Source organism: Zavarzinia sp. CC-PAN008, assembly GCF_051903925.1.
Taxonomy (GTDB): domain Bacteria; phylum Pseudomonadota; class Alphaproteobacteria; order Zavarziniales; family Zavarziniaceae.
Genome location: NZ_CP173678.1, coordinates 2,240,620 through 2,263,162, shown reverse-complemented (window position 1 = coordinate 2,263,162; position 22,543 = coordinate 2,240,620). Strand labels below are relative to the sequence as shown.

At 66.6% G+C, this 22,543-nt stretch carries 20 protein-coding genes; 10 read left to right on the top strand and 10 right to left on the bottom strand.

The window, feature by feature from the left end:
* Nucleotides 1-40: 40 nt before the first annotated feature.
* Nucleotides 41-1,258, bottom strand: coding sequence for a CoA transferase (locus ACI6GS_RS10610; RefSeq protein WP_439817767.1), 1,218 nt, complete (start codon nt 1,256-1,258; stop codon nt 41-43).
* A gap of 127 nt (nt 1,259-1,385) precedes the next feature.
* Nucleotides 1,386-2,141, bottom strand: a complete 756-nt coding sequence (locus ACI6GS_RS10605; RefSeq protein ID WP_439817766.1) for a creatininase family protein — start codon at nt 2,139-2,141, stop codon at nt 1,386-1,388.
* Between the two features lie 143 nt (nt 2,142-2,284).
* Here ACI6GS_RS10605 and acs point away from each other — a divergent pair, with 143 nt between their 5' ends.
* Nucleotides 2,285-4,225: an acetate--CoA ligase gene (gene acs / locus ACI6GS_RS10600; RefSeq protein WP_439817765.1), complete on the top strand. Its 1,941-nt coding sequence runs from the start codon at nt 2,285-2,287 to the stop codon at nt 4,223-4,225.
* Between the two features lie 15 nt (nt 4,226-4,240).
* On the opposite strand, the gene ACI6GS_RS10595 is transcribed toward acs, so the two are convergent.
* Nucleotides 4,241-4,684 carry a thermonuclease family protein gene (locus ACI6GS_RS10595; protein ID WP_439817764.1) on the bottom strand — a complete coding sequence of 148 codons (444 nt, stop codon included), beginning with the start codon at nt 4,682-4,684 and terminating at the stop codon, nt 4,241-4,243.
* A 162-nt stretch (nt 4,685-4,846) separates the two neighbouring features.
* Here ACI6GS_RS10595 and ACI6GS_RS10590 point away from each other — a divergent pair, with 162 nt between their 5' ends.
* Both ACI6GS_RS10590 and ACI6GS_RS10585 read left to right on the top strand, forming a co-directional pair.
* Nucleotides 4,847-5,314 carry a BrnT family toxin gene (locus tag ACI6GS_RS10590; RefSeq protein WP_439817763.1) on the top strand — a complete coding sequence of 156 codons (468 nt, stop codon included), beginning with the start codon at nt 4,847-4,849 and terminating at the stop codon, nt 5,312-5,314.
* 8 nt (nt 5,315-5,322) lie between these two features.
* A complete protein-coding gene (locus ACI6GS_RS10585) occupies nt 5,323-5,403 on the top strand; it encodes a BrnA antitoxin family protein (protein WP_439817953.1) in 81 nt (26 codons plus the stop codon).
* Between the two features lie 51 nt (nt 5,404-5,454).
* Here ACI6GS_RS10585 and ACI6GS_RS10580 read toward each other — a convergent pair whose 3' ends face one another.
* The 5 genes from ACI6GS_RS10580 to ACI6GS_RS10560 all read right to left on the bottom strand — a co-directional run bounded on the left by ACI6GS_RS10580 (nt 5,455) and on the right by ACI6GS_RS10560 (nt 12,017).
* Nucleotides 5,455-7,653 (bottom strand): 3-hydroxyacyl-CoA dehydrogenase NAD-binding domain-containing protein, encoded by a 2,199-nt coding sequence (locus ACI6GS_RS10580; protein ID WP_439817762.1) that lies wholly within the window; start codon nt 7,651-7,653, stop codon nt 5,455-5,457.
* Nucleotides 7,654-7,861: 208 nt separating this feature from the next.
* The gene (locus tag ACI6GS_RS10575; protein ID WP_439817761.1) at nt 7,862-9,067 is read right to left on the bottom strand and encodes an acetyl-CoA C-acetyltransferase; all 1,206 of its coding nucleotides are present in this window, start codon (nt 9,065-9,067) and stop codon (nt 7,862-7,864) included.
* Nucleotides 9,068-9,190: 123 nt separating this feature from the next.
* A complete protein-coding gene (locus tag ACI6GS_RS10570) occupies nt 9,191-10,993 on the bottom strand; it encodes an acyl-CoA dehydrogenase C-terminal domain-containing protein (RefSeq protein ID WP_439817760.1) in 1,803 nt (600 codons plus the stop codon).
* A 73-nt stretch (nt 10,994-11,066) separates the two neighbouring features.
* The gene (locus tag ACI6GS_RS10565; RefSeq protein WP_439817759.1) at nt 11,067-11,507 is read right to left on the bottom strand and encodes a MerR family transcriptional regulator; all 441 of its coding nucleotides are present in this window, start codon (nt 11,505-11,507) and stop codon (nt 11,067-11,069) included.
* A gap of 60 nt (nt 11,508-11,567) precedes the next feature.
* Nucleotides 11,568-12,017 (bottom strand): PAS domain-containing protein, encoded by a 450-nt coding sequence (locus tag ACI6GS_RS10560; RefSeq protein WP_439817758.1) that lies wholly within the window; start codon nt 12,015-12,017, stop codon nt 11,568-11,570.
* Nucleotides 12,018-12,296: 279 nt separating this feature from the next.
* Here ACI6GS_RS10560 and ACI6GS_RS10555 point away from each other — a divergent pair, with 279 nt between their 5' ends.
* From ACI6GS_RS10555 to ACI6GS_RS10545, 3 genes are all read left to right on the top strand, one after another.
* Complete coding sequence (locus tag ACI6GS_RS10555) at nt 12,297-13,220, top strand: sulfite exporter TauE/SafE family protein (protein WP_439817757.1); 924 nt, start codon at nt 12,297-12,299, stop codon at nt 13,218-13,220.
* Nucleotides 13,217-13,993 (top strand): TIGR02186 family protein, encoded by a 777-nt coding sequence (locus ACI6GS_RS10550; protein ID WP_439817756.1) that lies wholly within the window; start codon nt 13,217-13,219, stop codon nt 13,991-13,993. Before ACI6GS_RS10555 ends, ACI6GS_RS10550 begins: the two co-directional genes overlap by 4 nt.
* A gap of 137 nt (nt 13,994-14,130) precedes the next feature.
* Nucleotides 14,131-15,249 (top strand): ferritin-like domain-containing protein, encoded by a 1,119-nt coding sequence (locus ACI6GS_RS10545; RefSeq protein ID WP_439817755.1) that lies wholly within the window; start codon nt 14,131-14,133, stop codon nt 15,247-15,249.
* Nucleotides 15,250-15,303: 54 nt separating this feature from the next.
* Here ACI6GS_RS10545 and ACI6GS_RS10540 read toward each other — a convergent pair whose 3' ends face one another.
* A complete protein-coding gene (locus ACI6GS_RS10540) occupies nt 15,304-16,539 on the bottom strand; it encodes a hypothetical protein (RefSeq protein ID WP_439817754.1) in 1,236 nt (411 codons plus the stop codon).
* 483 nt (nt 16,540-17,022) lie between these two features.
* Here ACI6GS_RS10540 and ACI6GS_RS10535 point away from each other — a divergent pair, with 483 nt between their 5' ends.
* Complete coding sequence (locus tag ACI6GS_RS10535) at nt 17,023-17,481, top strand: MmcB family DNA repair protein (RefSeq protein ID WP_439817753.1); 459 nt, start codon at nt 17,023-17,025, stop codon at nt 17,479-17,481.
* A 39-nt stretch (nt 17,482-17,520) separates the two neighbouring features.
* Nucleotides 17,521-18,735: an EAL domain-containing protein gene (locus ACI6GS_RS10530; protein ID WP_439817752.1), complete on the top strand. Its 1,215-nt coding sequence runs from the start codon at nt 17,521-17,523 to the stop codon at nt 18,733-18,735.
* A gap of 200 nt (nt 18,736-18,935) precedes the next feature.
* Here ACI6GS_RS10530 and ACI6GS_RS10525 read toward each other — a convergent pair whose 3' ends face one another.
* A complete protein-coding gene (locus ACI6GS_RS10525; RefSeq protein WP_439817751.1) occupies nt 18,936-20,669 on the bottom strand; it encodes a class I adenylate-forming enzyme family protein in 1,734 nt (577 codons plus the stop codon).
* Nucleotides 20,670-20,892: 223 nt separating this feature from the next.
* Between ACI6GS_RS10525 and trxA the strand changes: the two genes are divergently transcribed.
* Nucleotides 20,893-21,813 (top strand): thioredoxin, encoded by a 921-nt coding sequence (trxA, locus tag ACI6GS_RS10520; protein ID WP_439817750.1) that lies wholly within the window; start codon nt 20,893-20,895, stop codon nt 21,811-21,813.
* A gap of 7 nt (nt 21,814-21,820) precedes the next feature.
* Nucleotides 21,821-22,510 (top strand): LON peptidase substrate-binding domain-containing protein, encoded by a 690-nt coding sequence (locus ACI6GS_RS10515; RefSeq protein WP_439817749.1) that lies wholly within the window; start codon nt 21,821-21,823, stop codon nt 22,508-22,510.
* Nucleotides 22,511-22,543: the final 33 nt, after the last annotated feature.

Genomic DNA, 22,543 nt, shown 5'->3' with positions numbered 1-22,543 from the left:
GGATGTCGGAGCCTCGATGCCAGGCCCGGATGCTGTGGGCCTAGATGCTGGCCCCGGCGACGATCTTGGCGTCGTGCAGGCCCGCGATCTCCCCGTCGCTGTAGCCGATCTCGGTCAGGATTTCGTCCGTGTTCTCCCCCAGGGCCGGCGCGCGTGTCGGCGCGATGCGCTCCACGCCAGAAAATGCGATCGGATTCCCGGGCGTGAGATAGGCGCCGATCCCGGGATGGTCGAGCAGCGAGAACATCGGGTTGTCGGTCGAACAGTCGGGATCCTGCTCGACCGTTTCGCGGAAGGTGCGATAGCGCGACCAGGTGACGCCTGCCTTGTCGAAGGCCTTGGCGAACTCGTCGACGGCGCGGGCGGCGAAGAACGGCGCCAGGACGGCGGTGATCGCCGCGCGATGCCGGAAGCGCTCGCCCTCCAGGTTGAGGTCGGAATCGAGGCGGCGCGCCAGGGCGTCGAAATCCGCCTTGGTGAACGTCGCGGCCTGCAGGTTGTCCCACTGGCGGTTCGTCAGGGCGACCACGATGACGCGGGCGCCATCGCGGCACAGGAAGTCCTGGGCATAGGCGCCATACAGCGAATTGCCCATCTTGGGCCGGTCAAAGCCGTTGATCGTGACCTCGCCGATGATGCCGAGATTGCCAAGCATGGCCAGCGCCATGTCCTTGAGCGCCAGTTCGACCAGCTGGCCCTGCCCGGTCAGGCGGCGGTGCCGCTCGGCCGCCAGGATGCCCAGCGCCGCCTGCTGCCCCGTGATGCAGTCCCAGGCCGGCAGCACATGCCCCACCGGTGCATCGGAACCTTCGGGCCCTGTCGCCGCCGGAAAGCCGACGGCGGGATTGACCGTGTAGTCGACCTGCGGGCCGCCGGCGCGATCGCCCTTGATCGACATCATGATCAGGTCCTCGCGATGCAGCTTCAGCGCGTCATAGTCCATCCATCCGCGCACCCGCAGGTTGGTCAGGTAGATGCCGGCCTGCGGCCCCGGCGCACAGATCAGGCGCGTGACCACCTCCTGCCCGCGCGGGGTCGCCATGTCGACGGCGATCGAGCGCTTGCCCTTGTTCAGCCCCGCCCAGAAGAGCGAGCGACCCTTGTCCGTCACCGGCCAGCGCGCATTGTCCAGGCCGCCCCGGATGCGGTCGAAGCGGATCACGTCGGCCCCCATCTGCGCCAGCGTCATGCCGGCCAGGGGTGCCGCGACAAAGGCCGCACCCTCGACGATCCGCAGGCCCTCCAGGATCCTGACCATCTCCCGCCCCCTCGCGCCGTGAACAGTGTTCACTGTGAGACGAGGGCGCATCGACCGCAAGGCCGGGGACGCCGCTCCGGTGGGTGCCCGGACGCAGCGCGATGGGACGATCAGCGGGACCTTGCGATCAGGCCTCGCCCTCGAAACGCTCGAAGTCGGCCAGGGTCTCCGTGACGGCCGATTCGTAGAGCCGCGTGCCATGCTCGACGCTGGCAAGGCCGGGGTCGGATCCCATGCGCCCGTCGGGGTGCCGGCGGCGATAATCCGCGGCATCGGTGAAGCCCTGCTCCGGCGGCAGGCTTTCGGGGAACTTCATTGGCCGGGCGGCCTGCGGGTGCGCGTGCCAGGTCAGCGAGATCTCGCTGGGCGTCGCATGGCTGCCCTCGCGCCCGCCGAACGCCTCGCGCGCGATGCGGCCGACTCCGGGATGGGTCCACCAGTTGCGCAGGCGGCAGCGCGCCGGGGTGCCGTCGTTGGCGCCATGCCCGCCGGCCAGGCTGTGCCCGGCATAGAATTCCGAGAACGCGGCAGTCAGGGTGGCGACATTGCCGCCATGGCCGTTCAGGAAATAGAAGCGGGTGAAGCCATGCCGCGCGAGCGAGGTCAGCACGTCCTGCACCAACGCGATCAGCGTCGACGGCCGCAGCGTGATGGAGCCCGGGAACGACATGTGATGCTGCGCCATGCCGATCGGCAAAGTCGGCGCCACCAGGACGCCACCGCGCTCCGAGACTCCGCGGGCAATCGTCTCCGGGCAGATGGCATCGGTGCCGATCATCCCGTTGGGGCCGTGCTGCTCGGTCGAGCCGATGGGCACGATCACGCCGCGCCGGGTCCTCAGATAGGCCTCGACATCGGGCCAGGTCGCCAGCTGCAGCATCATCCGCGTGTTCTCCTGCGCCGGCCGCGGCGTCCCAGGGACAGGCCAGCGCAGCCATGCTCCGGCGCGGCTTGTCCGGCCTTGAGCGGGCGACGATAATCCACGACAAGCGCCAATGAGAACATAGTGCAGAAAGGGAGGGTCCCGTGGCCGACGACGTCCTGCCGGTACCGGAAGCATTTGCGGCAAAGGCCCTGATCAGGGCCGCGGACTACGACCGGCTTTATGCGGAGTCGATCCGGGATCCGGAGGGGTTCTGGCGCGAGCAGGCCCGGCGCATCGACTGGATCAAGCCGCCGACCAGGATCAAGAACACGACATTCGGCCCGGGCGAGGTGTCGATCCGGTGGTTCGAGGACGGCACGCTGAACGTCGCCGCCAACTGCATCGACCGCCATCTGCCGCACCGCGCGAACCAGACCGCCATCCTGTGGGAAGGCGACAACCCGGCCGAATCGCGCGCCATCACCTATGCCGAACTGGCGCTGGAGGTGGGGCGCTTCGCCAACGTCCTCAAGGGCCAGGGCGTCACGAAGGGCGACCGCGTCACGATCTACCTGCCGATGATCCCGGAAGCGGCCTATGCCATCCTGGCCTGCGCCCGGATCGGCGCGATCCACTCCGTCGTGTTCGGCGGCTTTTCCCCCGATTCGCTGGCCAACCGCATCCAGGACTGCGATTCCAAGGTCATCGTGACGGCGGACGAGGGCCTGCGCGGCGGCCGTCCCGTGCCGCTGAAGGTCAACACCGACGCGGCCCTGGACCATTGCCCCGGCGTGACCTCGGTCATCGTGGTCAAGCGCACGGGCGGCGCCGTCGCGATGAAGGACGGGCGCGACCATTGGTACCACGACCTGTCGGCGACCGTGTCGGCCGACTGCCCGCCGACCGAGCTGAATGCGGAAGACCCGCTGTTCATCCTCTACACGTCCGGGTCGACGGGTAAGCCCAAGGGCGTCCTGCACACGCAAGGGGGCTACATCACCTATGCCTCGCTGACGCACCAGCTCGTGTTCGACTATCGCGACGGCGACGTCTACTGGTGCACGGCGGACGTGGGCTGGGTCACCGGCCACAGCTACATCCTCTATGGCCCGCTCGCCAACGGCGCCACGACGCTGATGTTCGAGGGGATCCCGACCTGGCCCGACAGCAGCCGCTTCTGGCAGGTGATCGACAAGCACAAGGTGACGATCTTCTACACCGCCCCCACCGCCATCCGCGCCCTGATGCGCGAGGGCGAGGGCCCGGTGAAGACCACCAGCCGGTCGAGCCTGCGCCTGCTGGGCAGCGTGGGCGAGCCGATCAACCCGGAGGCCTGGCTGTGGTACCACCGCGTGGTGGGCGATGGCCGCTGCCCCATCGTCGACACCTGGTGGCAGACGGAGACGGGCGGCATCCTGATCAGCCCCCTGCCCGGCGCCACCCCCCTGAAGCCGGGTTCGGCGACGAAGCCCTTCTTCGGCGTGCAGCCCCAGGTCGTCGATGCCGAGGGCAAGGTGCTGGAGGGGGAGACGACGGGCAACCTGGTCCTGGCCGACAGCTGGCCGGGCCAGATGCGCACCGTCTATGGCGATCATGAACGCTTCGTGCAGACCTACTTCTCGGCCTATCCCGGAAAATACTTCACGGGCGACGGCTGCCGCCGGGATGCCGACGGCTATTACTGGATCACGGGCCGGGTGGACGACGTCATCAACGTCTCCGGCCACCGCCTGGGCACGGCCGAGGTCGAGAGCGCGCTGGTTGCCCACGCCAAGGTGGCGGAGGCGGCGGTCGTCGGCTATCCCCACGACATCAAGGGCCAGGGCATCTATGCCTATGTCACCCTGAACGTGGGCGAGCACCCGACCGAGGAGCTGCGCAAGGAGCTGGTGAACTGGGTGCGCAAGGAGATCGGCCCGATCGCCAGTCCCGACCAGATCCAGTTCGCCCCCGGCCTGCCCAAGACCCGCTCGGGCAAGATCATGCGCCGCATCCTGCGCAAGATCGCGGAGAACGACCACGGCAACCTGGGCGATACCTCGACCCTGGCCGACCCGACCGTGGTCGGCGACCTGGTCGACAACCGCCGCAACAAGGGCTGAACCGGCACACCGCCGCTAGCCGCACCAGGGCTGGCGGCGGCCCCCGGCATAGGGCCGGGCATAGCCCTGGGCGACAAGGGCGGCCGCCAGGTCCCGGCCATCCGCCCCCTTGACCTGGGCCACCACGCGGCCGCCGAACTTGTCCATCTGCACGCCGCTCAGCTCCACGCCGCCATCGCCGAGCAGGGCGGCCAACGCCTGGCGCGCCGCATGGGCGCGGGTCCGCTCATCGGCGCACTGGCCGCGCAGTTCGGGCGTGTCGATACCCTCCAACCGGACTAGGGTCGTCACCTCCTGCCCCAGCCAGATCAGGACGCGCACCTCGATCGTGTCGCCGTCGACCACGTTCAGGACCTGCGCCCGGTAGGGTCCCGCCAGGGTGGCAGCGCGCCCACCGCCCAGGCCGGCGTGCAGGCCCGCAGCCCCGCCCCCGATCATGACCGCCAGCGCCACCGCCACCGGCCATATGCCCCCCGCCCGACACCACATTGCCACTTGCCACGACCCGGAACAAAACAGGAATATAGAACTGGTCAGGCTTGAACGGAAGCCATTCGCCCTCGTCGAGCGGCGGATCTCGACACGATAATTTTCATAGCGATATTACATCCATTGAGGCGTGTGGAGCTGGGACGAAGCGAAGCGCCGGGCCAACATCGCCAAGCACGGCGTCGACTTGCCGACTGCGAACGCTTCGACCTGGACACGGCGTTGATCGAATTTGATGACGATGACGACAAGGGCGAAGTCAGGCTGACGGCGATCGGGTCGCTCGACCTGCGAATCTATTTCCTGATCTTTGTCGAGCGTGATGGCATCAATCGCGCCATATCACTCCGAACAGCCAGTCCGCACGAGGTCAGCGATATGTCCGAGGATACTGGGATGATCCGCCTGCGTGCGTTGGCGCAGGCCCAGTTGGACGCAATGTCCGAAGACGAGGCGGTCAGGCTGGCCGCCGCCGCCGAGGCTGACCCGGACACGCCAAGGCGGACACGGCCGGCTGATGCCGGGACGATCGCGCGCGTCCGGGCCAAGGCAGGCCGGCCGGCCGGATCAGGCACCAAGGAGCAGGTGACGGTTCGTTGAGCAAAGTTGTGCTGGACCACTTCCGAGCCGATGGCCCGGGCTGGCAGGTCCGCATGGACGAGGCCCTGCGGCGGGCGGCAGGACTCTGAAAGCCCCAGGGCGGGGTCCCGGCGGGCATGCCGCCGGGACCTGCTATCGCCCTATTCCGCGGCCTGAGCGCGGGCCCTGGTGTAGTAGCCCTCGCCCCGGGCAGCCATGTCGCGCAGCTGCTGCGGGGGCGTGAAGCGGGCGCCGTACTTCTGGGCCAGGCGGTCGCATTCCTCGACGAACTTCTGCGTGCCGACCATGTCGATAAGGGACAGCGGCCCGCCGGTCCAGGGCGCGAAGCCCCAGCCCATGATCGCGCCCACGTCCGCCTCGCGCGCGTCCGTGACCACGCCTTCGGCGAAGCAGCGTGCCGCCTCCACCGCCTGGCGATAGAGGAAGCGCTTGCGCAGTTCCTCGACGTCCTCCGGCTCGGCCGTCGGCGTCTTCACCGCGACCAGGTCGGACAGGCCCGGCCACAGCGCCTTCTTCCCATCCTTGGGATAGTCGTAGAAGCCCTTGCCGTTCTTGCGGCCGAAGCGGCCATGGGTATTGACCATCGTCTCGATCAGGGCGTCGGCGGGCGAGGCGACATAGGCATCGCCCAGGTCGGCCTTGGTCTGCTGCCGCACCTTGTAGGAGAGGTCGAGGGCCACGTCGTCGTTGAGCTCCAGCGGACCGCGCGGCATGGAGGTGGCCCGGCCCACATTGTCGATGATGGCAGGGGCGATCCCCTCTGCCAGCATTTCCAGCCCCTCGCCCACATAGGTGCCGAAGCAGCGCGAGGTGTAGAAGCCGCGGGCATCGTTCACGACGATCGGCGTCTTGCGGATCTTCTTCACATAGTCGAGGGCGGTCGCCAGGGCAGCGTCGCTGGTCTTCTTGCCCATGATGATCTCGACCAGCGGCATGCGGTCGACGGGGGAGAAGAAGTGGATGCCGATGAACTGCTCGGGACGCTGGCTCGCTTCCGCCAGGCCGCTGATCGGCAGGGTGGAGGTGTTGGAGCCGAAGATCGTGGCGGCACCGACCACGGCTTCCGTCTTGCGCGTCACGTCCGCCTTGATGTCGCGGTTCTCGAACACCGCCTCGATCACCAGGTCGACCCCGGCCAGATCGGCATAGTCGGCCGTCGCCTTGATCTTCGACAGGAAGGCGTCGCGCTTCTCGGCCGAGAGCTTGCCCTTGGCAACCTGCTTGTCGAGCAGGCCGGTCGAGTAGGCCTTGCCCTTCTCCGCCGCCTCCAGGCTCGTGTCGAGCAGGACGACGTCGATGCCGGCCTGGGCCGAGACATAGGCGATGCCGGCACCCATCATGCCCGCACCCAGGATGCCCACCTTCTTAACGTCGGTGGGGGCAGCCCCCTTGGGCCGGCGCAGGCCCTTGTTCAGCTCGCCGGGTGCGATGAACAGGGAGCGAATCATCGCCTTGGCGCGGGGGTCGTTGAGCAGCTTGACGAAATAGCGGCCCTCGATCCGCAGGCCGGCCTCGATGGGAACCTGAAGCCCCTCATAGACGCAGGACAGGATGTAGCGCTGGGCCGGGAAGTTGCCGAACGTCTCCTTGCGCAGCAGGGCATTGGCCACGACCATCGCCTGGCTGCCGCCATGGATGGCGCCGCCCGGCTGGCGGAAGTTCTTCTGGTCCCAGGGCTGCACGGCGGAGCCGCCGGCCTTGATCCAGGCCTTGGCCGCCGCCACTTCCTGGCCGGCGGGGACGAGTTCGTGAACGACACCCAGCTGCTTCGCCTCGGCAGGCGTCATCGGCTTGCCCTGGAGGAGCAGGGGCAGGGCGTTCTGCACGCCGATCAGGCGCGGCAGGCGCTGCGTGCCGCCGCCGCCGGGCAGCAGGCCGATCTTGCACTCGGGCAGGCCCAGCTGGATGCGCGGGTTGTCGCCGACGACGCGGTAGTGGGTCGCCAGGCAGACTTCCAGGCCGCCGCCCAGCGCCAGGCCGTTGATCGCCGCCGCGACCGGCTTGCCACAGGTCTCCAACTGGCGGAACACCATGTTGGTCGCATAGACGCCCTCGAACTGGGCGCGCAACTTGTCCTCGGCGGACGCGGGCCCGCCCGAACCGCCGCCGGCATTGCCCTCCATCTCGCCCAGGTCGGCGCCGGCGCAGAAGCCGGAGGGCTTGCCAGCGGTGATGACGGCGCCCTTGATCGCGGGATCGTTCTTCACCTGGTCGGCAATCGCCGGCAGGTCCTTCAGCACGCTGGCGGTCAGCGTGTTCATCGAGCGGCCGGGCACGTCGAAGGTGAAGACGGCAATGCCGTCGCCGTCGATCTCGACCTTGAAATTCTCGTAAGCCATGGGTTTTCCCCTCGGATTTTATTCTTCGCGGGCGGCCCCGATCCCGTGGATGGTCCCTGTCCGCGATGGAATGGCGTTGGGTCGACCAGTTTCCCATCCCTACGTGGCCCGGTTTAGCCGGGCCACCCATGGACCAACCGTGCCGATTGCGGGTCGGTCACGCCATGGGTCCCCCGGACAAGCCGGGGGACGTAGGGGGAAAATAAGGTCAGACGCGCTGGATGACGGTGGCGGTGCCCATGCCGGCGCCGACGCAGAGCGTCACGAGCGCGGTTTCCTTGCCCGTCCGCTCCAGTTCGTCCAGCACGGTCCCCAGGATCATGCCGCCGGTGGCGCCCAGGGGATGACCCATGGCGATGGCGCCGCCGTTCACGTTGATCTTGTCGTGCGGGATGTTGAGCACCTTCATGTAGCGCAGCACGACACTGGCAAAGGCCTCGTTCAGCTCGAAAAGGTCGATGTCGGCGACACTCATGCCAAGGCGCTTCAGCAGCTTCTCGGTCACGTAGCTGGGGCCGGTCAGCATGATCGACGGCTCCGACCCGATGGAGGCGGCGCCCAGGACCTTGGCCCGCGGCTTCAGGCCCGTCTTGCGCCCCGCCTCGGCATTGCCGAACAGGACGGCGCTGGCGCCATCGACGATGCCGGACGAGTTGCCGGCATGATGCACGTGGTTGATCCGCTCGACCTGCGGATAGCGCTGAAGTGCCACAGCGTCGAAGGCCATCTCGCCCGGCTTCTCAAAGCTGGGGCTGAGGCTGCCCATCGACTGGAGCGAGGCGTCGGGGCGCATGTGCTCGTCACGGTCCAGCAGGGTCAGGCCCAGCTGGTCCTTCACCGCCACGACCGACCTGGCAAAGCGGCCCTCCGCCCAGGCACGGGCGGCGCGCTTCTGACTCTCCACGGCAAAGGCGTCGACGTCGGTGCGGCTGAAGCCGTCGATGGTGGCGATCAGGTCGGCGCCGATGCCCTGCGGCGTGAAATAGGACTTGTAGGCAATGCTGGGGTCAGAGGCCCAGGCGCCACCGTCCGAGCCCATGGGCACGCGGGACATCGCCTCGACCCCGCCGCCGATCGCCATCTCGGCCTCGCCCGAAATCACCTTGGCGGCGGCCATGTTGCAGGCTTCGAGCCCGCTGGCGCAGAAGCGGTTGATCTGCACGCCGGCCGTCGTCTCGGCATAGTCGGCGTTCAGCACCGCGATGCGCGCGATGTCGGCGCCCTGCTCGCCCACGGGCGAGACGCAGCCCAGCACCACGTCGTCGACGATGGCCGTGTCCAGGCTGTTGCGGTCGCGGATCGCCTGAAGCGCCGTCGTCGCCAGGTGCAGCGCCGTCACCTCGTGCAGCTTGCCGTCCTTCTTGCCCTTGCCGCGCGGCGTACGCACCGCGTCGTAGATGAACGCTTCAGCCATCTCGTCCTCCTGCCACACGGGCCAAGACCTGCGGTCGTGTCCGTTGTTCGTCCGGTCGGTAGAATTACAGGAAACATGTAATCGAGGGCCAGCCCTGGAGCCAGCCCTCGATGGGCGAAAAAATCAGGCAGCGGCGCCGAACTGGTCCTCGCCCAGGGCCATCAGGTTCGCGGCCCCGGATTCGAGCTTGGCCAGGTGGGCTGCCGTGTCGGGCAGCATCCGCTCCATGAAGAAGCGCGCGGTGACCAGCTTTGCCTCGTAGAACGCGGCGTCGCCCGTGCCCTCCTTCAGCTTCGCCTGCGCCGTCTCGGCCATCTGAAGCCACATGTAGCCAAGCGCCACCAGACCGAACAGGTGCAGGTAATCGGTCGACGCAGCGCCCGCATTCTCCGGGTTGGACAGGCCGTTCTGCATCAGCCACATCGTGCCCTGCTGCAGGCGGTCGACGCCGGCCTTGAACGGCGGCAGCAGGGGGGCCAGGTCGGCGTTCCCCTCGCGCTCCGCGATGTGCTTGTGCAGTTCGCCGAACAGGGCCATCACCGCGCGGCCGCCATTGGCGGGAAGCTTGCGGCCCACCAGGTCCAGCGCCTGGACGCCGTTGGTGCCTTCGTAGATCTGGGCGATGCGGGCGTCGCGGACGAACTGCTCCAGGCCCCATTCCTTGATGTAGCCGTGGCCGCCCAGGCACTGCTGGGCCATCACCGCGACCTCGAACCCCTTGTCGGTGAGGAAGCCCTTGACCACGGGGGTGACCAGGGCGACGACGTCCTCGTTCGCCTCGCGGATGCCGGTGTCGGGATCGCGATGCGCCAGGTCGATGCGCAGACCCGTCCACAAGGCCAGCGCGCGGGCCCCTTCGGTGAAGGCCTTGGCGGTCATCAGCATGCGGCGCACGTCGGGATGCACGATGATCGGGTCGGCTGCCTTGTCCGGCGCCTTGGTGCCCGACAGGCTGCGGCCCTGGATGCGGTCCTTGGCATAGGCCGCCCCGTTCTGGTAGGCGGCCTCGGCCTGAGCCAGGCCCTGAATGCCGACGCCCAGGCGCGCCGCGTTCATCATCGTGAACATGGCGCGCATGCCCTTGTGCTCTTCGCCGATCAGCCAGCCGGTGGCGCCGTCATAGTTCATGACGCAGGTGGCATTGGCGCAGATGCCCATCTTGTGCTCGATCGAGCCTGCGGCCAGGGAATTGCGCGCGCCCGGCTTGCCTTCGGCATCGGGGATGAACTTGGGCACGATGAACAGGCTGACGCCCTTGATCCCCGCCGGGCCGCCCACGATGCGGGCCAACACCAGGTGGATGATGTTGTCCGACAGGTCGTGCTCGCCGGCCGAGATGAAGATCTTGGTACCCGTGATCCGGTAGGACCCGTCTGCCTGCGGCTCGGCCTTGGTGCGCATCAGGCCCAGGTCCGTGCCGCAATGCGGCTCGGTCAGGTTCATGGTGCCGGTCCAGTCGCCGGCGACCAGGTGGGGGAGATAGAGCTTCTTCTGCTCCTCTGTCCCATGCTGGTGGATCGCCTCGTAGGCGCCATGGCTGAGGCCCGGATACATGGAGAAGGCCATGTTGGCGGCCGACATCATCTCGTTGACGGCAAAGCCCAGGACGAACGGCATGCCCTGCCCGCCATAGTCGGGATCGGCGGTCAGCGACGGCCAGCCACCCTCGACGAAGGTGCGATAGGCCTCGCGGAAGCCCTTGGGCGTGGTCACCGTGCCATTGTCGAAATGGCAGCCCTCCTGGTCACCCGGCTGGTTGAGCGGCTGAAGCACGCGCTCCGCGATCTTCGCGCCTTCCTCCAGCACCGCATCGACCACGTCGGCGCCTGCCTCGCTGAAGCCGGACAGGTTGGCATAGCGTGCAATGCCCAGGACGTCGTGCAGCACGAATTGCATGTCCCTGACGGGCGCCTTGTAGCTCGGCATTTCAGTTCCTCCCGCGCCTCCGCGCGTCTTCAGCCTACAGGACGCAAGGCCCGCCTGCGCCCCACGATTGCATTCAGTCCTGCTTCGGGTCCGCCTTGGCCCTGGCCGGCAGGGCGCAGGACGGCTTGATGCGGGCCAGGTCGCCGCGGGCCAGGGCCGCTTCCATCTGGCGGCAGCCTTCAGTCAGTTCGGCGATGGCCTGGTCCAGGTCCTGGCGCTGCCGCTCCATGGCCGCCAGCCGCTCGCGCGAGCGGTCGAGCGTCACGCGCAACTGCTCGATCTGGGCGTCGCCCGGCGCATAGAGGTCCAGCATTTCCTGGATCTCGGCCAGGCTGAAGCCCAGGCGCTTGCCGCGCAGGATCAGCTTCAGCCGGGCGCGGTCCCGCGCGTGGTAGATCCGGGCCCGGCCTTCCCGCACCGGCTGCAGCAGGCCGCAATCCTCATAGAAGCGGATGGCGCGCAGGGTGACGCCAAATTCCTGCGCCAGGTCGCCGATCGTCCAGGTCTGAGACATGGCGTCCGGGATACCTTACGTTTACGTAAACGTCAATCACTGCCGCCGGTAGGCCTGCCCTCAGCCCGGAATGATCGTCACCATCAGCATGTCCACGGTGCGGCCATCGGCGCCCAGCGGCAGGTAGAGCGCCTGGTAGCGCCAGGTGCGGCCATCGCGCTCCATGTTGCGGTCACGGTACATTGGCGCCGCCCGGTCGCAGGCCTCGCCAAAGGTGGCCAGGGCGGTTTCGCGATATTCGGGGTCCGGGAACTCGTCCAGGTACCATCCGGTCATGTCGAAGCCGAAGAAGCGGGTCTGGACCGTGCCGTCCAGGCGGAAGCGGAAGCGACGCGGCGGCCCCGCGATCACGTCGGCCAGGCAGATGTAGCCAAGGGCATAGGGGATCTCGACCGGGTCGATGTCCGCGCGGGACGGCATCGCCCGCAGGCCGCGCTTCAGCGCCCAATAGGCGAACAGGCGCCCCAGGATCGGATGCGCATCCGATGGCAGTATGAATGACGTGTCCATGGCCAGGACGGTGCCCGTGCCCCTGCGGCCTCTCTGCCAGGCCATACTGGCAGGCCGCTTCAGGATGCCGCCGGGCCCCGCTTCCCGCAAGCCGAAGGCGCCCGCCCCTGTGCCGCAGGCCGCGGGGGCATGGCATCCCCGCCCACCAGGGGCCATACTGCGACTCAGGGATACACGGAACGTCCGGGCCAGGCGCGCAGGTGCTGGCCCTGACCACCGGTGACCATCCCGCCGACGACCATGCCGCCGATGCCCGTTCCCATGACGCAGACCTGATAGATGCAGATCTACCTGCCCATTGCGGAGTTGTCGGTTCAGGTCTTTCTGATCCTGGGCATGGGCGGGGCGGTAGGCTTCCTGTCGGGCCTGTTCGGGGTCGGCGGGGGCTTCCTGATCACGCCGCTCCTGATGTTCGCCGGCATTCCGCCGACCGTGGCGGTGGCGACGGCGGCGCCGCAATTGCTGGCCAGTTCCGTCTCGGGCGTGCTGGCCCATTGGCGGCGCGGCAATGTCGATTTCCAGATGGGCGGCGTGCTGACGGTTGGCGGCCTGATCGGTTCGGTGATCGGCACACAGCTCTTTGCCCTGCTCAAGGCGTTGGGCCAGGTCGAGCTGGCGATCTCGCTGCTCTATGTCGGGTTCCTGGGCGTGGTCGGCGGCATGATGCTGTGGGAAAGCGGCCGCGCGATGCTCCGCACCCGGGCCGGTACGCGCCCGGCGCGGCGCAAGCTGCATGCCCATTCCTGGGTCCACGGCATGCCGCTGAAGATGCGCTTCCGCAAGTCGCGGCTCTACATCTCGGCCCTGCTGCCCGTCGCCCTGGGCGCCCTGGTCGGACTGCTGGCGGCGCTGATGGGCGTGGGCGGCGGCTTCATCATGATCCCGCTGATGGTCTATGTCCTGTCGATGCCGACCCAGGTGGTGATCGGCACTTCGCTGCTGCAGATCGGCTTCGTGACCGCGGCCGTGACCTTCCTGCACGCGACCGACAGCGGCTCGGTCGACATCGTCCTGGCGATCCTGCTTCTGGTGGGTTCGGTCGTCGGCGCGCAGTTCGGCGCCCGTGCCGGGACCAAGCTGAAGGGCGAACAGTTGCGCGCGCTGCTGGGCCTGCTGGTCGTGGCGGTCGCGGTGCGCCTGGGCGTCGACCTGGTGGTCCGCCCGGTCGAGCCGTTCTCGATCCAGGTGTTGACCAGCGAATGAGGCGGCTGGCCCTGCTCCTGGTCCTGGCGCTGGGCCTGGCCCTGACGCCGCCGGCCGGCCGGTTGCGCGCCGACAGCATCATCACCGACCTGTCGGACCATCTGATCGCGATCAATTCCAGCTTCACCGGGGCCCGGATCCTGCTGTTCGGCGCGCTGGACCTGGACCCGGAGTCGGACGCCCCGCGCGACATCGTGGTCGTGCTGCGCGGACCGGAACAGCGCATCGTCGTGCGCCGCAAGGACCGCGTGCTCGGTGTCTGGGCCAACCGGGCGGAGGTCACGCTGGCCGATGTCCCCGGCTACTACGCCATCGCCGCCAGCCGGCCGCTGGCCGAGATCGCCAGTGCCAGTGTGCTGCGCCGGAACCAGATCGGGGTCGGCAACCTGCGCCTCAGCCCCGCGGCGGGCGAGGCCCCGATGGACGACGAGGAACTTGCCGCGTTCCGCGCCGCCCTCTCGCGCCTGAAGGAGGCCCAGAACCTGTACGTGGAGCGGCCGCTGCCGATCAGCTTTCCCGGCCCCACGTTCTTTCGCACCAGTTTCGAGCTGCCCTCCGCCGTGCCGGTCGGGAACTACCGCGCCGATGTCTATCTCTTCCGCGACGGCCAGGTGGTCAGCGCGCAGTCCTCCCCCCTGTTCGTAGACAAGATCGGGATCGAGCGCCTGATCTTCATCCTGGCCCGGGACCAGGGTGCCGCCTATGGCGTGATCGCCATCCTGATCGCCATCGCCGCGGGGTGGAGCGCCTCGCTCATCTTCCGCCAGCGCTAGCCGAGCGGGCACGGAGGGGCGCTCCGCGCTCCGCGCTAAACTGTGTTTGACGGATTGCTGATTATCCGTCAGTATCTCCTGACAGATTGTCATAAGCGATGGCACGACCCTCGGCGTGCCGCAGGAGGATCCCCCGCATGGCCCAGCACATCACCAAGGACGCCGCCTACGACACCGTCGACCGCGACGATTTCGCGGCCCAGCTGGAGCCCGCCCGCTACGGCGTGCGCACGACCGCCTTCGACAAGATCATCACCGCGACGCACGACCATTTCTGGGATCCGCTCGACCCCTCCTACATCGACTTCAGCGAGAAGTTCGACCTCGAGAACGAGCCGATCATGCCGGCCGAGCTGGTGGCGGAGCTGCAGTCGGCCGTCGCCGACAAGCTGGACGAGCGGCAGAAGATCCAGCTGATCAATGCGACGGCGCATTGGTCGATGTCGTCGATCCTGCATGGCGAGCAGGGCGCGCTCTCCCTCTCTGCCTCGCTCTGCCACATCCTGCGCGATCCCGGCGCCCAGGAATACGCCGCCAACCAGGCGCGCGAGGAAGCCCGCCACGTGACCGGCTTCACCCGCTACATCCAGGCCCGCTGGGGGGCGCCCCTCCCCGTCGGTCCTACCCTGGGCGGCCTGCTGCAGGAGCTGGTCCTGGCGCCGGAGGTCTACAAGAAGCTGGTCGGCATGCAGATGCTGGTCGAGGGCCTGGCCATGGGCGCCTTCGCCACCTTCTACACCAAGTCGCGCGACCCCCTTCTGGTCAAGCTGACCCAGCTGGTCATGACGGACGAGGCGTTCCACCACAAGTTCGGCAAGATCTGGGCCGACCGCACCATCCCCAAGCTGTCCCAGGAAGAGCAGGAGAAGGTCGAGGATTGGGCGCTGACCTGCTTCCAGACGCTGCTGTTCAACCTCGTCAGCCCGGAGCAGAAGAAGCCGATCTATGCCCAGTTCGGCCTGGACTGGGAATGGGTCCAGGCGGCGGTGGCGGAAGCCATCACCGACGACTATCGCCGTGAGCGGATGAAGGAAGGCACCGACATCTTCCGTGTCCTGATCAAGACGCTGCTGAAGTCGGGCATCATCACCAGCCGCACCGCACCCTACTACGCCATGTACGTGAACATGGACGAACTGGTGGCCGAGGGCGACCACATGATCGGCGACGACATCGCCGAGAAGGGCATCGAGTTCCTGAAGGAAGTGAACCGCTCCAAGAGCCGCTTCACCCTCCGCCAGGTCGCCGCGGAGTAGGCCTCGAAATAAGACTGCACTGTGGCGGACTGATGTTCGCCACAGTGGCCGAAATTAGGACCATAGAGCGCAGCCCAAATCGCCAATACCAACCAATAATTCTTCATCGCCTGATTTGGTCAAATAGGCCTCATAGTCGTCCTCTATCATGCTACCATTTTCTCGAATATGACCATCTAATGCATAAGAGCATATGATGCTTCGCCCTTCACCAGTCAGTTGCGCGCGACCATCCTGTGTAGTCTCGCAATGGGATACGTGGAGACTGCCTATAAGGCAGAACACGGTTTCCAATATGTTGAATCTCAACCAATATATCACTCTTGATACATGGGATATTTCATCAGTATCTAAATCTACAGACAGACGCCAGCTTCTTGATTCTTTGAATCGAAGTAAGGCTTCGAGGTGTCCAGATTTTTGGATGGCATCAAGGCTTGTTTCGGGATCCAAATTTGTCGAAATCTGTACGAGGAGACGCGCTGAATCTAAGAGTCGATTTGTCTCTTTTTCGCCTGTGGCAATTGATGCGTTCATCTCTCCCTTCAGCAGGCGACGGCCTTCCCACCACACCTGAAGCTCCACGCTACCACACTCAAGTAAAGTTCTAAGACTTAAGTACTTTATGATTGTCGAAAGTCTAGTTCGTGCGCTAGGATCAAAGGCACTTGTAAAAGTAATGCTTTTATCGGGGCGAAGAAGTATATCGAGTATGTTGGTTGAGATGCGTACGGGCGGCCTGCCCTGTCGTTCTCGAGTAAAGGGCGAGGCGTATGCCTGACCAGCGATCTTGATCTCATCGCCCCCGAAGGCACTCTTGAATATAAGATCTACCGTAGCTAATGACCTCGGTGTGAGGCTCACAGTACTATTAGACCATTCTATGCGCTCTATCTCGTTGGCGATTCCAAAGCGGCTCGGCACAAACGTAAATTTCTTGACACGCGCTTCCGCTTTTAATCCGAGCATCATCTCAGTTAGCGATTCATATCCGATTGCATCAACAGATATCTCACCCGTCCCATAGCCGTTTTCGTAACCCACCGTCTGGCTAATTGCTTGCTTCTTGACACCGTAATCGGGACCGAACTCCGCTACCGTTGACTGCATCCAACTGACGAGGCGATCCCCTTGTTGATCGGATTCAGCAAAACGAATGCAAATAAAGCACTTATGTAGCGGCTTTTTCGAAATATCTGCTTTTCTAACCAGTTTCAGAATTCTACCTATTGTATCGCTCCAGACATGGATACAATATCTTCGTAAGATTTCTCTATTTTTGTCCTGCACTATGCAGACAACGAACCAGGGCTCAGGAGCCAGTGCCGCACGAACTGCGTTCGATAGCTTAATCCTGCAGTACGGCGGCATACCTTGCTTGGACTTAACCTGAACGAATGCAATGTGTCGTGGTGGCTTGGAATCTAGAGAGCCCCGATATTGGTCTGGTTCAGGGAATTCGACGAGCCGGTCCCAACCGCTCTCGTCCTCGTCAACCCTATGACAAAAAGCGCCGATTGCGGCGCACAGTCGGTCCATTTCGACTTCAGCATACAGGGGCAATCGACTGACTCTGACCATTGATCTGCTCTTTGTTCGCGCCAACGTATCAATATATTGGATTGCAGCGAGACGAACATAGTCATGCTGCGCATGTGAAGTTTTGGGCTGGACGCCAATGACACTCCAGTACAAAATGGGAACATGTCCAGTGTTGCCCAACCCGCTGACCTGAACGTGGCGTCGCTCGCCGCCGAACAGGCGGCCGAGCGCATGGTCGCCGCCGACGTCTGTCGTGGCGTGCAGCGCCTGCTGCTGGACATGGGCTATGCCAGCATCACCGAGCTGGTCCTGGACGGCGGCCGCCGGGCCGATATTGCCGGCATCGACGCCAAGGGCCGCGTCTTCATCGTCGAGGTGAAGGTCAGCATGGCCGACCTGCGCGGGGACCGGAAATGGCCGGACTACCTGCCCTGGTGCGACCGCTTCGCCTTCGCCGTTCCTCATGATTTTCCGCGCGCGCCCTTCGAGCTGGAACCCTTGAACGGGCCGGAGGTTGGGCTGATTGCCGCCGACCGCTACGGCGCTGGCTTGCTGCGCAGTCCGGCCGAGCGACCGCTGGCCGCTGCGCGGCGCAAAGCGCTGGCCCTGCGCATCGGCATGGTCGGCGCAATTCGCTTGCAGCGAATCACCGATCCGTCGCTTAACCTGCCAGCGGGGACTGACGTTTAGACTCGTTACCAGTCCGGGAAGGGGCGCCCGGGGGAGAGCATGGCACCAGCAACCGGACGTCTAGAAGGCCTGGCCGATGCCGACCTGAGCCTGGCAGACCAGCTTGAGCGCCTGACCGCCACCCGGAAGGAACGGGTCGGCGTCCTGATCCACGTCTCGCGCCTGCAGCCGCACAATCGCCGCGAGCATCACCTGCGGATCATGCTCAATGCCTTCGACCGCCTCATCAAGCGGGCGGAGGGGATGGCCTACCAGTTCCGCAACAACGACCTGCTCCTGCTGTTCCGCGGCGCCAAGGTGGAGGAGGTGGACGAGCTCGTGCTGCGCCTGCGCTTCCTCTTCTCCAACGATCCGCTGATCGGGGGCGAGGATGGCGAGGGGGCCTTCGCCACGGTCTACGACCTGGCCGGCGGCGGCTTCCAGGACCTGTTCGGCGTGGCCGTCCGGCGCCAGCAGGCGCTGGCCCGCGCGCGGCCCGACAAGCCGGCGGACCCCACCCAGAAGGTGGTCCAGACCTCGCCCATCGATCCGTCGCGCCTGGCCCGGATGGAGAACGCGCTGAGCGGCGTCGACCTGACGCCGCTGCTGCGCCGCCAGGCGATCTGCGCCTATCCCGCCGGCATTCCGCCGACCCCGATCTTTACCGAGATCTATGTCTCGATCCCCGGCCTGCAAAAGGCGCTGATGCCGGATACCGAGCTGACCGCCGACCGCTGGCTGTTCCAGCGCCTGACGGAGCGGATCGACCAGCGCGTGCTGAGCGTCCTGCCCAGGATCGAGGGCGAGGGAGAGGCCTCGTTCTCGATCAACATCAACGTCTCGACCCTGCTCTCGCCGGCGTTCATGGCCTTCGACAAGGCGCTGCGCCAGCGCACGCAGAAGTCGGTGGTGCTGGAGGTCCAGTCGGCCGACGTCTTTTCCGACATGGGCGCGTTCGTGTTCGTGCGCGAATACCTGCGCGATCGCGGCTACCGCATGTGCCTGGACGGGCTCAACCACCTGACCTTCCCGCTGATCGACCGCGCCAAGCTGCGGCTCGACCTGCAGAAGGTGCACTGGCATCCAGAACTGGCGGCCGAGAAGCGCGCCGAGCGGCGAGCGGAATTCGCCGACGCGGTGCAGCGCGCCGGGGTCAACCGCGTGATCCTGTGCCGCTGCGACGACGAGACGGCGATCGAATGGGGCCGCTCGCTGGGCCTGCGCTTCTTCCAGGGCCGCTACATCGACCAGGTCATGGGCCGCAAGCCGGTGTGACGCGACGTTTCCCGGATGCGGATTCGGGGGCAACTCGGAGATTGGAGCGAACCAGTCCCACCCACCAACCCTACGTCCTCCGCTTCATGCGGGGGACCCATGAGCCGACCGCCAAGCACTCGGAACGGTTGGTTCATGGATGCCCCGGATAAGCCGGGGCACGTAGGGAGGAAAATAGAGAGGGCCGTCGCCCCTCTCGCTCACGCCGCGTCGAGCAGGTCCTTCTTCAGGTCGCGCTTCAGGATCTTGCCGTTGGCATTGCGGGGCAGCGGCTCGTCGCGGAACCAGACCTTCACCGGCACCTTGAACGCCGCCAGGCGCTCGCCCATCCAGGCCTTCAGCGCCGCCTCGTCAAGGCGCTGGCCGGGCGCCAGGGTGACGACGGCGCCGACCTCCTCCCCCAGGGTCAGGTGCGGAATGCCGATCACGGCGGCGTCCATCACGGCGGGGTGGTCGAACAGGACGTTCTCGACCTCCACGCAGTAGATGTTTTCGCCACCGCGGATCAGCATGTCCTTGGCGCGGTCCAGGATATAGACGAAGCCTTCCTCGTCGATGCGGCCGACATCGCCCGAATGCAGCCAGTTGTCGGTGAAGGTGGCGGCCGTCGCCTCCGGCTTGTTCCAGTAGCCCTTCACGACGTTGGGCCCCTTGATCCAGATCTCGCCAATCTCGCCTGCCCCCAGCGTCTCGCCGGTGGGGCCTACCACCTTCACGTCGCAGACGGGGACGGGCACGCCCACGCTGTCCGGCTTGCGCACGTAGTCGTCGGCCTGGTTGATCGTGGTGACGCTCGACGTCTCGGTCAGGCCATAGCCCTGGCCGGGATTGGATTTGGGCCAGGCCTGCTTGATCCGCGCCACCAGTTCCGGCGCCGCCGGCGCCCCGCCATAGGAGACGCTGAGCAGGCTGGACGTGTCGCGTGTCTTGAAGTCCGGATGTTCCAGCACCTGCCAGACCAGCGTCGGCACGTTGCCAAACGCCGTGATCCGCTCGCGCTCGATCAATTCCAGCGCGCGGGCGGCGTCCCAGCGGTGGATCAGCACGATCTTGTTGCCCGCGGCCAGCGTCGCCACCAGCACGGAATGGCAGCCCGTCGCGTGGAAGAACGGCACGGCCAGCAGCATCGCCCCCTTGGGCGGCGCCTCTCCACCCAGGGCGGCGGGCACCACACCGCGGCGCAGGTCGGCGCGCGCGCCGCAGAAGCCAAGGCTCACCAGGTTGGTGCAGATATTGCGATGGGTGCCCAGCGCCCCCTTGGGCTTTCCCGTCGTGCCGGAGGTGTAGAAGATCGTGGCGTCATCCTCCGGCTCCAGTGCCACATCGGGCAGTGGCGGGTCCTGGGGGCTTGCGTCCACCACGTCCTCGAAGCGAAGCAGGCCGGGCGCCAGGTCGCCGCTGGCCCGGGCGACGATCGCCGCCTTCAGCTTCAGCGCGGGCAGGAACTCCGCCAGGCGCAGGGTGCGCTCCTGGTCCAGGAAGAGGATGTCGGCGCCGCAGTCGCTGATGCAGTAGTCGAGCTCCGCTCCGGTCAGCCAGGCATTGACCGGCACGACGATGGCACCCACACAGGCCCCGGCCCAGAAGGCGACCGACCATTCGGGAAAATTCCGCATGGCGATCGCCACGCGGTCGCCCTTCTTCACCCCCCAGCGGGTGACCAGTTCATGGGCCAGGCGCCGAACGCTGCGATGGTGCTGCGCATAGGTCAGGCGCTCGTCCTCATAGACCAGGAAGTCGGCATCGCCATGCGCCGCGCTCGCCTCGAAGATCGCCCGCAGGGTTGGCGGCGCGTTCTTCCAGACCCGCTCGGCGATGCCGCGGATCACCATCTCTTCCATCTCGAACGGGGCGCCGGGAGCGGTGAGCTGGGCCGTGACCGCGGCCATGGGCGGAACGCCGCCCGCGGAGACAAGACCTTCGGGCGCCGTCATGACGCGTTCCTCCCACGGAATTCTGTATTGGCCCCAAAATGCAAACCTGAGCGGGGCAGTGCAAGACCGACGGCATCGCGTCCCCCGACCGGCCCGTTCGTCTGGTTGCAGCGCACGGGCCCCGTCCCATGTTAGAAGGGCTGCACGAATTGCGATGGCGTCGCCCGTGCGGACGCGCGCGACACACGACACGACCAGACGACCGAAGGCGGACCGAACACCCATGGACACCCTGATCGGACAGAACGGCGGCGGCCCGGCCGTCGACAAGGCATCGCTGATCAAGGACAGCGGCATCCAGACCTTCATGGCCGACGTGATCGAAGCGTCGCGCGATGTCCCCGTGATCGTCGACTTCTGGGCGCCCTGGTGCGGCCCCTGCCGCCAGCTGGGCCCCGCCCTGGAAAAGGCCGTGATGGCGGCCAAGGGGGCGGTCAAGATGGTCAAGATCGACATCGACAAGAACCCCCAGATCGCGCAGCAGATGCGCATCCAGTCGATCCCCGCGGTCTATGCCTTCCGCAACGGCCAGCCGATCGACGGCTTTGTCGGTGCCCTGCCCGAAAGTCAGGTGAAGCAGTTCGTGCAGCGCCTGGTCCAGGCCTCGGGCGGCGGCAACCCGGTCGAGGAACTGCTGGCGCTGGCCGGCGAATCGCTTGAGGCAGGGGACTTCGGCGCGGCCGAGGCCGCCTATGTCGAGCTGCTGCAGCATGATCCCGGCAACCCGAAGGCGATCGCCGGGCTGGCCCGCCTGGCGATGAACGCAGGCGATGCCGAGGCAGCGGAGCAGATCCTGGCCGAGGTCACGCCCGACGTCGCCAACGACCCTGACATCGCAAGCGTGCGCGCCGCCCTGGACCTGGCCAAGGAAGCAGGCGCCGCCGGCGAATCGGCGAGCCTGCGCCGCGCCGTGGAGGCCGATCCCGACGACCACCAGGCCCGCTTCGACCTCTCGCTCGCGCTGCTGGCGGAGGGCGACGCCGCGGGTTCGATCGCCGAACTCCTTGCCTCCATCAAGCGGGACCGCAAGTGGAACGAGGAGGCCGCACGCCTCCAGCTGCTCAAGGTGTTCGAGGCCCTGGGTCCCACCGATCCCGCAACCCTGGACGGGCGGCGCAAGCTGTCGTCCATCCTCTTCTCCTGAGGCTTCCTTGAGCGGACCGCAGCGCCCGGCCGGGATGCAGGTCGACCTGTCCGACCTGCCCGCGACCATCCCGATCTTCCCGCTGCCGGGGGCGCTGCTGCTGCCGCGCATGCGCCTGCCGCTCAACATCTTCGAGCCGCGCTACCTGGCCATGGTGCGCGACGCCCTGGCCGGCCCGCGGCTGATCGGCATGATCCAGCCGACGGATCCCGGCAGCGTCGCGACCGCGCCGGAGCACAACCGCCCGGCCCTCTATGGTGCCGGCTGCGTCGGCCGCATCACCGCCTTCACCGAGACCGACGACGGCCGCTTCCTGATCACGCTGACCGGCCAGTGCCGCTTCCACGTCGACCAGGAACTGTCGGTGACGACGCCCTATCGCCAGGTGCAGGCGGATTTCGCGCGCTATCGCCAGGACCTGGCAGCGGCCAGCGACGACGGCATCGACCGCGCCCGCCTGATGCCGGTGCTGAAGGACTACCTGGCGCGCAACGGCCTGGCCGCCGACTGGAGCGCCATCGAGCAGGCGCCGGGCGAAACGCTGGTCAACACCCTGTCGATGATCTGCCCCTTCAACCCCAGCGAGAAGCAGGCGCTGCTGGAGGCGGAGGACCTGGGCGATCGGTCGCGCGTCCTGATCGCCCTGATCGAGATGGCGCTGGCGATGGGCGCCAAGCCCGACGCCCCGCTGCAGTGACCGCCAGCCTCCCTTTCCGCACAAGGACTAAAG